The following is a 10,345-nucleotide window of genomic DNA, read 5'->3' on the forward strand; positions in this document are numbered from 1 at the left end:
CGCCCCCCCCCCGGGGAAGGGGATCCCCGGGAACCTGGGGGGTGCCAAAGGCCGGGGGGGTACGTTCAAAGGCCGCCCGCTGGAAGGGCTTCGGCCCCGCCTCCCCCGTCCCAAGCCCCGCCCCGCCCTGGGCCCCCACATCCGCCCGCACGCCCGCCTCAGCCCCGACCACGCCCTCAGCACCCGTCCCAGCCACACCGCCGCCCACGCCCGCCTCCGCTTCGGCCTCCGCGTCGGCCTGCGCCTGCGCCTGCGCGAACAGATCCTCCTGCGTGTAGTCCGCGAGCCCGCTCACCCCGACCCCCAGCAGCCGCACCCCGCCCGTCGTGTCCACGGACTCCAGGAGCCGCGCGGCCGCTTCCCGCACCACCCCGGGGTCGTCCGTGGGTCCGCGCAGCGTCTCGGAGCGCGTCAGGGTCGAGAAGTCGAAGCGCCGTACCTTCAGCACGATGGTCCGCCCGGAGTGCCCCGCGTCCCGCAGCCGCTGCACGCACCGGTCGGCGAGGCGCGCCACCTCCATCCGCACCCGCACCCGGTCGTGGATGTCCACGTCGTACGTGTCCTCGACGCTGACCGACTTGGTGTCCCGCTCGGCCACCACGGGCCGCTCGTCCCGCGCCAGCGCCATGGCGTACAGCGATCCGCCGTGGGCCTTCCCCAGGAGCCGTACGAGCTCGTCCTCCCCGGCCTCGGCCAGCTCCCCGACGGTGGTGATCCCGGCCCGTCGCAGGTGGTCGCCGGTGGCGGGCCCCACTCCTGGCAGCGTCCGCACGGTCATGGGCGCGAGCAGCTCCCGCTCCGTGCCCGGTGATATCAGCAGGAGCCCGTCCGGCTTGGCCTGCTCGGAGGCGATCTTCGCCAGCATCTTGGACACGGCGAGCCCCACGGACCCGGAGAGCCCCGTGACCCGCAGGATGTCCGCGCGCAGCCGCTCCCCCACGGCCCGCGCGGCCGCCTCGTCCGCCGCGACGCCGCCCGCCTCCAGGTCCACGAAGGCCTCATCCAGGCTCAGCGGCTCCACCAGCGGCGACAGCTCCCGCAGGAGCCGCATCACCTGGTCGCTGATCTGCCGGTAGAACGAGAACCGGGGCACGAGATACGCGGCGTTCGGCGCGAGCCGCCGCGCCTGCCCCATGGGCATCGCCGAGTGCACCCCGAACCGACGCGCCTCGTAGGAGGCGGTGGCGACCACACCACGCGGTCCGAGCCCGCCGACGACGACAGCCTTGCCCCGCAGGCTCGGCTTGGCAGCCTGCTCGGCGGACGCGTAGAAGGCGTCCATGTCGAGATGCAGAATCGTCGGCGCGGTCCTCACACCACCGATGCTGCCCTAACCCACTGACAATGCCCCTGAGCCACCAGGCACAACCGTCCCGCGAGGCCCCCTGCCGGCCGCCGCCGACCGCCTCACACGGCCCGGTTGCGGCGCCTCGCGAGCTCGTCCCCGGGGTGGTGCCCCACCAGAGTCTCCCCGGTGTCGATGCGCTCCCCGTGGAGCTGCGACAGGGCGGCCTCCACATCGCGCCACACGACGCCCACGGCGATCCCGAAGACGCCCTGCCCGCCCTGGAGCAGATCGTGGACCTCGTTGGGCGAGGTGCACTCGTAGACCGTCGCGCCGTCGCTCATCAGCGTCGTGCGCTCCAGGTCCCGGAATCCGCTGTCCCGCAGGTGCTGGACCGTGGTGCGGATGTTCTGCAGCGACACCCCGGTGTCGAGGAACCGCTTCACGATCTTCAGAACGACCACGTCGCGGAAGCTGTAGAGCCGCTGGGTCCCGGAGCCACCGGCGGCGCGCACGCTGGGCTCGACGAGCCCGGTCCGCGCCCAGTAGTCCAACTGGCGGTACGTGATGCCCGCGGCGGCGCACGCCGTGGGACCCCGATAGCCGACCCGGTCGTGCTCGGTGCCCTCCTCCTGACCTTCCGGTCCGGAGGTGCCGCCGGGCACTGCCACCGGGCGTTTCGGAGAGTGATCGGCCGAGCTGCTGTGATGCGGGTACGGACCGCCCACCGCTGTGCCGTCGCCGCTGCTTCTCACGCCGACCTCCGTCCTTGACCTGCCTCCTCGACGGTAGGCAGTCACCAGGGGCTCGTCAACGAACGCCACACTCGGCACGCCGGGTGATAATCACCCTGCGAGTGGTTTCCCCTCCCACGCTGCGGGGAAAGGCTAGCCGAATGATCCGGGGACGGCCTCCCGGAGGGGTCCTACGGGCCGACGGACGACGGCGCGTCACCGGCCGCCGACGGTCGACCGGGGCGCTGGATCCACCGCCCGGAGCGGCTCACTGGCTGTTGGTGCCGAAGTCCTCGGGCGAGATCTGATCGAGGAACTCGCGGAACTTCTCCACCTCGTCCTCCTGCTCGTCCGGAATGGCGATCCCGGCGTCGTCGAGCACCCCGTCGCTGCCGAAGATCGGCGTCCCGGTGCGCAGCGCGAGCGCTATGGCGTCGGAGGGCCTTGCGCTCACCTCGACCCCGCTGGCGAAGACCAGCTCGGCGTAGAACACGCCTTCCCGCAGGTCGGTGATGCGTACTTCGGTGAGCTCCTGGCCGACAGCCTCCAGCACGTCCTTGAACAGGTCGTGCGTCAGCGGCCGTGCGGGCGCCATGCCCTGCTGTGCGAAGGCGATGGCGGTCGCCTCCCCTGGTCCGATCCAGATGGGGAGGTACCGGTCGCCTCCCACTTCACGCAGGAGCACGATCGGCTGGTTGGAGGGCATTTCGACCCGGACACCTACGACGTCGAGCTCGTTCACACAGCAACCCTAGGACGTGCCCGGCAGGTTTGGGTAGTCGGGCACCGATCGGGTCAGCGCACCCGGACGCCGAGCGCACTGTGCACGAGCGCCGCGTGCAGCCTGCCCGTGAGCCCCGCGAGCTCCTTCGTACGGGCTTCCGCATGGGTCCTGGTCTGCGGATTGCGGTGCCTGCGCAGCGGGGCGACAACCTGGTCGACGAGGCCCGCCTCCCGGTCCGCGGCCGCTTTCATGGCCCGCAGATGGCGGGGTTCGATACCGAATCGCCCCAGTTCGACGACCAGTGCGGCCACGGTCACGGCGTCCGCGTCGTAGCTGCCGTCGGGCAGGGGGGTGATCAGGCCGTACGTCTCCCACTCGGCGAGCTGCCCCTCGTCGGCCTCGGCGGCGGCCAGCAGGGTCTCGCGGCCCAGGCGGGCCGCCGTGCGCTCTTCGTCGGCCTCGGCGAGTTCGCTGTCGGCGGACTCGGGCGACTGCCCGGGCGCGGGGACGACGGGGACCTCACCGCGCTCCATGGCGTCCAGCTGCTCGCGGATCACCTTGAGCGGCAGGTAGTGGTCACGCTGCATCCGCAGGACGTATCCGAGCCGCTCGACGTCGTCCGGGCTGAACTTGCGGTAGCCGGACGGCGTGCGCTGCGGCTCGATGAGCCCCTCGGACTCCAAGAACCTGATCTTGGAGATGGTGACCTCGGGAAACTCGTCACGCAGCGCGTTCAGCACGGTGCCGATACTCATCAGACGGTGGCCCGCGGCGGCGGTGCCGTTTCCGGCACCGCCCCTCGTTGTGTGCAGCATGGACCTTCCCTGGGAGTCCCCCAGACGGAGTCTGGGGGAGGGTCAGATGCCCCGCTGGCTCGCGTAGAAGACCAGCCGGTACTTGCCGATCTGCACCTCGTCGCCATTGGACAGGGCGACGGAGTCGATCCGCTCCCGGTTCACGTACGTGCCGTTGAGGCTGCCCACGTCGGCGACGGTGAAGGAGCCGTCCGCGAGGCGACGGAACTCCACATGGCGGCGCGACACGGTCACGTCGTCCAGGAAGATGTCGCTCTGCGGGTGGCGTCCCGCCGTCGTCAGCTCGCCGTCCAGGAGGAAGCGGCTGCCCGAGTTCGGACCGCGTCGCACCACGAGCAGCGCCGAGCCGAGCGGCAGCGCGTCCACGGCCGCCTGGGCCTCGGGCGACAGCGCCGGAGAGGGCGTCTGCCCCGTGACCTCGGCGTCGTAGGCCTCGAGTCCGGAGATGGAGATCGTCGAAGTGGTCTCGGACGGACGCTCGGCGACCGCTCCGGCCCGCAGCGGCGCACCGCAGTTGGAACAGAACCGGCTCGCCTGCGCGTTGCGGTTCCCGCACCTCGTACACACCAGGGCCGACATGGACGGATCCTCCTGCCGCGGCTGCCCCCCGGGGGCATTGGACGCGTACGGGTCGGGGGTAAACCCTCCACCCGTACTTGAGGTTGACGGTTCCCCGAAACCTATGCGGCCGGAACTGGCAGGGTCAACAGACGACGCGCCCTGTCCGCCCGAAATGTCTCCGCCGACCTGGTCCCGGAACAGCGGGCGCTCGCCCACCTGCGTCTCCGGCACGTCTCCAGCGCGCGGCGCACGGTGACGGGCGTCTTCACGTGCGCTCTTGCCGAACAACTTCGCAAACAACTTCACGGGCGATTCCCCTTGACCGAAACAGACCCGCCCGTGGGGCAGGACGAACCCTGATTGCACACACCGTCATACCGCGGCACCACGGACATCCTCACAACGTCCGGAGCCGCCAAACAGTTTCCACCACGCACCCCATCTGCGGTGCGCCGACCCCCCGCAACCTCATGCCCTGGACCAATGGCCCCCATGCGCCCCCGGCTCACTGGGAGGACGACCGAGCGTAGTCAGGCCGCTTCGCCGGTCGCAAGGCATCCACGACGATCTTCTCCGTACGTGCGACAGTGACCGTGGCCTGCTCCTTCTCCAGAGTCTGCACCACCCCTCCAGGGATGTTCAGAGCCGGCTCCAGGTCCTGCGGCTTGCCGATGACCTTGAAGCGGTAGGGCGCGGAGACCTTCCGGCCGTCCACCCGCACGCCACCGCCCGTCGCGTCCGACAGATGGGTACTGGCGACCACCCTGACGTCATTGACCTGGATGGCCTCCGCACCGGCGGCGCGCAACTCCTGGATGGCGTCGAGCAGCATGTCAGCCTCAACCGTCCCCTTCTTGTCGTCGATCGTCAGCGTGATACCGGGGCCCTGCGCGGCCACGGTGCCCGCCAGAATGCCGAGCTGTCGCTCCCTCTCGGCGGTCTGCTTGCGGGCCTCCTCGGCCTGGTCCGAGCTGTTCTCGAGACCGGTGCGCTGTTCCTCCAGTGTCCGCTTCTCATCTTCCAGACGCTGAGTTCGGTCATCCAGTTCATCGAGAATACGAACAAGATCTTCCTGACGTGCCCCGCGCAGCGCACTGCTGTCGTTCGTGGACCGCACCTGGATGGCGAGCCCGAGCCCGAGGACGAACAGCAGCAGGGCGACGATGAGTTGTGCCCGCGTCAGGCGGGGCGGCCAGATTCCCTGTACGAGCCTCTGACGCCCGGTCAGGGACGGTCCCCCGCCCTGTTCGCCCGGCGGCCCGTCAGCGGCCGTGCGGGGCGTCACCGGGACCTCGGCGGGCAGTTCCCTGCGCCGGCCGTCGCCAGGCGGGGCGGCTCGGTGCTGGGGGTGCTCAGAACTCGCGGAGTTCTCAGTGTTCTCCGGGTTCTCCGGGTTCTTGGGGTCCATGGGACCGACGGGGCTCATCGGCGTCACGCCCGGAAGACGTGCCGACGGATCGCCGCGGCGTTGGAGAAGATCCGGATGCCGAGGACCACGACGACACCGGTGGACAGCTGCGCGCCCACCCCCAGCTTGTCGCCGAGGAAGACGATCAGCGCCGCCACCACCACGTTCGACAGGAACGACACCACGAAGACCTTGTCGTCGAAGATGCCGTCGAGCATCGCGCGCAGACCGCCGAACACCGCGTCGAGCGCGGCCACCACGGCGATCGGAAGGTACGGCTCGACCACCGCCGGAACCTCGGGCCGAACCAACAATCCGGCCACGACTCCCACGACGAGGCCCAGTACGGCGATCACGATGTGCCCTTTCCTGCCTTCGGCTCTGCTGTTCGTACGGTCACACTGGGCGCGGCCGGGAGCCGGATGTCGTCGACCGCGGAAATGCTGGTCCGGACGCCGAAGTTCTCCTGCAGACCGTGCAGGTACTGGCCGTCGACGCTGTTCTGGAACCGCGTGCTCAGCTTCTGCCCGTCACCCACCGCGAGCACCGTATACGGCGGCACGAGCGGCTTGTTGTCGACCAGTATCGCGTCACCGGCGGCCCTGATCGCCGACAGCGCGGTCAGCCGCTGGTCGTTGATCGCGACGGCCTCGGCACCCGACTCCCACAGGCCGTTGACGACCCGCTGCATGTCGCGGTCCCGCACCCGGCCGTTGTCGGAGAACCCGGAGCTCTCCCGGGGGCCGCCGCCGCCCTGGTCGGCTTCCTTCTTGTCGTCGACCACGAGCTTCACACCGGGCCCGTGCACTTCCGTCGCACCGGACAGCAGCGACACCAACTCGGCCCGGCCGCCGCCGTGTTTCTCCAGCGCGGCCCGCTGGCGCGCGCTCACATCGCCGCGCAGGTCGTCGACCTCGTCCTCGAGCTCGTCCGCGTCCGCGGTCGCCGACTCGACCCGTTCGATCAGCTCGGAGCGCTCCTTGGCCAGCTCCGGCGCCGCTATCCGCGCCTGCGCCGCGCCCACGGTCACCACGAGCGCGGCGAGCACCAGACCGACCGCGAGCCCCAGCTTGGCCCGCAGCGTCTTGGGGACTCCACCTGTGCCGGTTTCCCTCTTGCGCGCGGCGGCCTCCGCGTACCCCTCGTCCAGGCTGTGGTCCATGACGGTGGTGAGCAGCGACATGGAGGCGTCCGGGCGCCGGGGGCGCGAGACGGTGCTCCGAACGGGGGGCTGCTGCGGCATGCCGCACATCGTCGCACGTCGCGGGCACTACCTCCGAACGGCCCCACCGGCGTGCCGGACAGCGCCACTTACGGGTGCTGTCCGGCACATATGCGCCATCAGTGCCCGGCGCTGTCCACCACCGCGGCCCACTCGTCGAGCAGCGCCTGGGCGGACGCGTCGTCGGGCCCCTCGGCCCACAGGTGCGTGACGGCCTCCGCCGGGTCGGGAAGGACGAGCACCCAGCGTCCGTCGGTCTCCACGACCCGTACCCCGTCCGTCGTGTCCACGGACCGCTCGCCCGCCGCCTCCACGACGTGCCGCATCACCAGGCCCTTGACGGCCCAGGGAGTGGCGAGGTCCCGCTTCAGGACGTGCGCGCGCGGGATCCTGGCGTCGATCTGGCTGAGCGTGAGCTGCGTGCGCGCCACCAGCCCGATGAGCCGCACGAACGCCGCCGTGCCGTCGAAGACGCTGCTGAACTCGGGCACGATGAATCCACCGCGCCCGTCACCACCGAAGACCGTCGAATCGCCGCGTCCGACCCGGGTCAGATCGTCCGGTGACGTCGTCGTCCACTCCACCTGGGTGCCGTGGTACGCCGCGACCTGCTCGGCGATACGCGTGGTGGTCACCGGCAGCGCGACCCGTCCGCTGCGCCGTTCCGCGGCCACCAGGTCCAGCATCACAAGAAGGGCCCGGTCGTCCTCGACGATCCGCCCCTTCTCGTCGACGAGCGAGAGCCGCTCGCCCACGGGGTCGAAGCGCACTCCGAAGGCCGCGCGGGCCGACGCCACGATCTCGCCGAGCCGCATCAGACCGGACCGGCGCGCGTCGGCCGACTCGGTGGGCCGTGACTCGTCGAGCCCCGGGTTGATCGTCAGCGCGTCGACGCCGAGCTTCCCGAGGAGGCTGGGCAGGACGAGCCCGGCGCTGCCGTTGGACGCGTCCACGACGACCTTGAGCTCCGACTCGGCGATGCCCGTCGTGTCGACGTTGCGCAGCAGCGACCCGGTGTAGGAGTCGAAGACGCTGGCGGGGAAGTGCAGGTCCCCGATCTCGCCGGGGAAGGCACGCCGGTACTCCTGGCGCGCGTACACCCGGTCGAGCTTGCGCTGACTGGCCTGCGAGAGGTCCGCCCCGCGCCCGTCGAAGAACATGATGTCGACGGAGTCCGGCACTCCCGTAGTCGTACGGATCATGATGCCGCCGGCACTGCCCCGCGCGGTCTGCTGCCGCGCGACCGGCAGGGGCACGTTCTCCAGGTCACGTACGTCGATGGCGCTGGCCTGGAGGGCGGAGATCACGGCCCGCTTCAGGGCCCGCGCGCCACGGGAGTGGTCACGTGCCGTGGTGACGGTGGAGCCCTTCTTGAGCGTCGTCGCGTACGCTCCGGCGAGCCGCACGGCGAGTTCCGGGGTGATCTCGACGTTCAGGATGCCGGAGACACCTCGGGCTCCGAAGAGATGCGCCTGTCCGCGGGACTCCCAGATGACAGAGGTGTTGACGAAAGCTCCGGCCTCGATCGTCTTGAACGGGTAGACCCGCACATTGCCCTGGATGATCGATTCTTCACCGACGAGGCATTCATCGCCGATGACCGCGCCGTCCTCGATGCGGGAGGCCCGCATGATGTCGGTGTTCTTCCCGACGACGCAGCCCCTGAGATTGCTGTGCTGGCCGATGTAGACATTGTCGTGCACGACCGCCTTGTGCAGGAAGGCGCCGCTCTTCACGACCACGTTCGAACCGATGACCGTGTGCTCACGGATCTCGGCGTCCGCTTCGATCTTCGCGTAGTCACCGACGTACAACGGACCGCGGAGTACGGCGTCGGGATGTACTTCGGCGCCTTCGGCGACCCACACTCCGGGCGAGATCTCGAATCCGTCGAGTTCGACGTCGACCTTGCCCTCAAGGACGTCCGCCTGGGCCTTCACGTAGCTCTCGTGGGTGCCGACGTCCTCCCAGTAACCCTCGGCGATGTAGCCGTAGATGGGCTTGCCTTCCTTCATGAGCTGCGGGAAGACGTCGCCCGACCAGTCGACCGGCACATCCGCCTCGACATAGTCGAAGACTTCGGGCTCCATGACGTAGATGCCCGTGTTCACCGTGTCGGAGAAGACCTGCCCCCAGGTCGGCTTCTCCAGGAAGCGCTCGACCTTGCCTTCTTCGTCGACGATGGTGATGCCGAATTCCAGCGGATTCGGAACGCGTGTCAGACAGACGGTGACAAGCGCGCCTTTCTCCTTGTGGAAGCGGATCAGATCGGTGAGGTCGAAGTCGGTCAGAGCGTCACCGGAGATGACGACAAAGGCATCGTCCTTCAGAGCCTCTTCAGCGTTCTTCACGCTGCCGGCGGTGCCGAGTGGCTTCTCCTCATTGGCATAGGTCAGCTCCATCCCGAGCTCTTCACCGTCGCCGAAGTAGTTCTTGACGAGCGACGCCAGGAACTGGACTGTCACTACGGTCTCGGTGAGCCCATGCTTCTTCAGCAGGCGCAGCACATGCTCCATGATCGGCCGGTTGGCCACCGGCAGGAGCGGCTTGGGCATGCTCGAGGTCATGGGGCGCAGGCGGGTGCCTTCGCCTCCGGCCATCACGACGGCCTTCATGTCGGAAACGTCCTCCTTGATAGACGACGATCTAGCCGACTCAGCCTGCCAGGATTGGCCCGTTCACTCAGGCACGAGCCTTCCGGCCGCCCCACCCGTCATTTGACGGGCTCAATCGGCCACGGCATCCGTCTTGACAAGTCGGCGGACCTGAACCACGTAGAGGATCCCTGCCCACCAGTACAGCGTTGTACCCCATCCGGCGAACGCCCATCCGAAAATAGCAGCGAGTGTGTGGATCCAGCCACTTCCGTCACTGAGCAGCAGCAGCGGAAAGGCATACATCAGGTTGAAGGTCGCGGCCTTGCCGAGGAAGTTCACCTGCGGCGGCGGATAGCCGTGTCGCCGGAGGATCCAGACCATCACCAGCAGAACCAGTTCGCGCAGCAGGAGCAGCGCGGTCACCCACAGCGGAAGAATCTCCCGCCAGGTGAGGCCGACAAGTGTCGAGAGGATATACAGCCGATCGGCTGCGGGGTCGAGGAGCCGGCCCAGGTTGCTGATCTGGTTCCATCGCCGCGCCAGTTTGCCGTCGAGATAGTCGCTGACGCCGCTCAGCGCGAGCACGAGCAGCGCCCAGCCGTCGCTGTTCGGCCCGCCGAACTCCGGCCTGAGGATCAGCCACAGGAAGAGGGGCACGCCGACGAGACGCGCCATGCTGAGGATGTTCGGGATGGTGAGGACCCGGTCCGTCTGGACGCGAGTCTCCTGGACCTCCACCCGGGGGCCTCCTGTGGGGAACGAGCCGATGATGCCCCCTGACCTTACCGTCAGTTGTCAGATGGCTGTGCAGAGGGGGTGGCGCGGCTCCAGAAATGCGTGGAAGTGGTGCCGGAAAACAAAAAAGCCGTGGTCCCCTGACAGATGTCAGGGGACCACGGCTTTATCAATTTTAGTTCGGCGGCGTCCTACTCTCCCACAGGGTCCCCCCTGCAGTACCATCGGCGCTGTAAGGCTTAGCTTCCGGGTTCGGAATGTAAC

The 10,345-nt window shown here is 69.0% G+C and carries 10 protein-coding genes and 1 rRNA gene; all 11 read right to left on the reverse strand.

Features of this window, described 5'->3' with window-relative positions; all coding sequences use genetic code 11:
* Positions 1 to 1,315, reverse strand: a 1,315-nt coding sequence (locus OO63_RS40735) for a DNA polymerase IV (protein ID WP_248782229.1), incomplete at its 3' end; no start/stop codon positions are given.
* Positions 1,316 to 1,407: 92 nt separating this feature from the next.
* The gene (locus OO63_RS40740) at positions 1,408 to 2,040 is read right to left on the reverse strand and encodes a MerR family transcriptional regulator (RefSeq protein WP_030363634.1); all 633 of its coding nucleotides are present in this window, start codon (positions 2,038 to 2,040) and stop codon (positions 1,408 to 1,410) included.
* A 247-nt stretch (positions 2,041 to 2,287) separates the two neighbouring features.
* Positions 2,288 to 2,761, reverse strand: a complete 474-nt coding sequence (locus tag OO63_RS40745) for a bifunctional nuclease family protein (protein ID WP_005475662.1) — start codon at positions 2,759 to 2,761, stop codon at positions 2,288 to 2,290.
* Between the two features lie 53 nt (positions 2,762 to 2,814).
* The gene (gene ftsR / locus OO63_RS40750) at positions 2,815 to 3,558 is read right to left on the reverse strand and encodes a transcriptional regulator FtsR (protein WP_030363635.1); all 744 of its coding nucleotides are present in this window, start codon (positions 3,556 to 3,558) and stop codon (positions 2,815 to 2,817) included.
* Positions 3,559 to 3,600: 42 nt separating this feature from the next.
* Positions 3,601 to 4,485 carry a double zinc ribbon and FHA domain-containing protein gene (locus OO63_RS47885; RefSeq protein ID WP_380893162.1) on the reverse strand — a complete coding sequence of 295 codons (885 nt, stop codon included), beginning with the start codon at positions 4,483 to 4,485 and terminating at the stop codon, positions 3,601 to 3,603.
* A 139-nt stretch (positions 4,486 to 4,624) separates the two neighbouring features.
* Positions 4,625 to 5,527 (reverse strand): DUF881 domain-containing protein, encoded by a 903-nt coding sequence (locus OO63_RS40760; protein WP_030363636.1) that lies wholly within the window; start codon positions 5,525 to 5,527, stop codon positions 4,625 to 4,627.
* Positions 5,528 to 5,550: 23 nt separating this feature from the next.
* A complete protein-coding gene (locus OO63_RS40765) occupies positions 5,551 to 5,883 on the reverse strand; it encodes a small basic family protein (RefSeq protein ID WP_003988855.1) in 333 nt (110 codons plus the stop codon).
* Positions 5,880 to 6,779, reverse strand: a complete 900-nt coding sequence (locus OO63_RS40770; RefSeq protein WP_078619683.1) for a DUF881 domain-containing protein — start codon at positions 6,777 to 6,779, stop codon at positions 5,880 to 5,882. Before OO63_RS40770 ends, OO63_RS40765 begins: the two co-directional genes overlap by 4 nt.
* A gap of 89 nt (positions 6,780 to 6,868) precedes the next feature.
* On the reverse strand, positions 6,869 to 9,364 hold the full coding sequence (locus OO63_RS40775) for a mannose-1-phosphate guanyltransferase (protein WP_030363638.1): 2,496 nt from the start codon (positions 9,362 to 9,364) through the stop codon (positions 6,869 to 6,871).
* 111 nt (positions 9,365 to 9,475) lie between these two features.
* Positions 9,476 to 10,084, reverse strand: coding sequence for a cardiolipin synthase ClsA (gene clsA / locus OO63_RS40780; RefSeq protein WP_030363639.1), 609 nt, complete (start codon positions 10,082 to 10,084; stop codon positions 9,476 to 9,478).
* Between the two features lie 175 nt (positions 10,085 to 10,259).
* A 5S ribosomal RNA gene (rrf, locus tag OO63_RS42735) occupies positions 10,260 to 10,345 on the reverse strand; the annotation flags it as partial.

This window comes from Streptomyces alboflavus, assembly GCF_000716675.1.
Lineage (GTDB): Bacteria > Actinomycetota > Actinomycetes > Streptomycetales > Streptomycetaceae > Streptomyces > Streptomyces alboflavus.

What these genes read in the sequence shown, in the direction of transcription:
- ftsR (WP_030363635.1), bottom strand. Translation starts at nt 3,558, where the DNA reads ATGCTGCACACAACGAGGGGCGGTGCCGGAAACGGCACCGCCGCCGCG.
- OO63_RS40760 (WP_030363636.1), bottom strand. Translation starts at nt 5,527, where the DNA reads ATGGACCCCAAGAACCCGGAGAACCCGGAGAACACTGAGAACTCCGCG.
- OO63_RS40770 (WP_078619683.1), bottom strand. Translation starts at nt 6,779, where the DNA reads ATGTGCGGCATGCCGCAGCAGCCCCCCGTTCGGAGCACCGTCTCGCGC.
- OO63_RS40775 (WP_030363638.1), bottom strand. Translation starts at nt 9,364, where the DNA reads ATGAAGGCCGTCGTGATGGCCGGAGGCGAAGGCACCCGCCTGCGCCCC.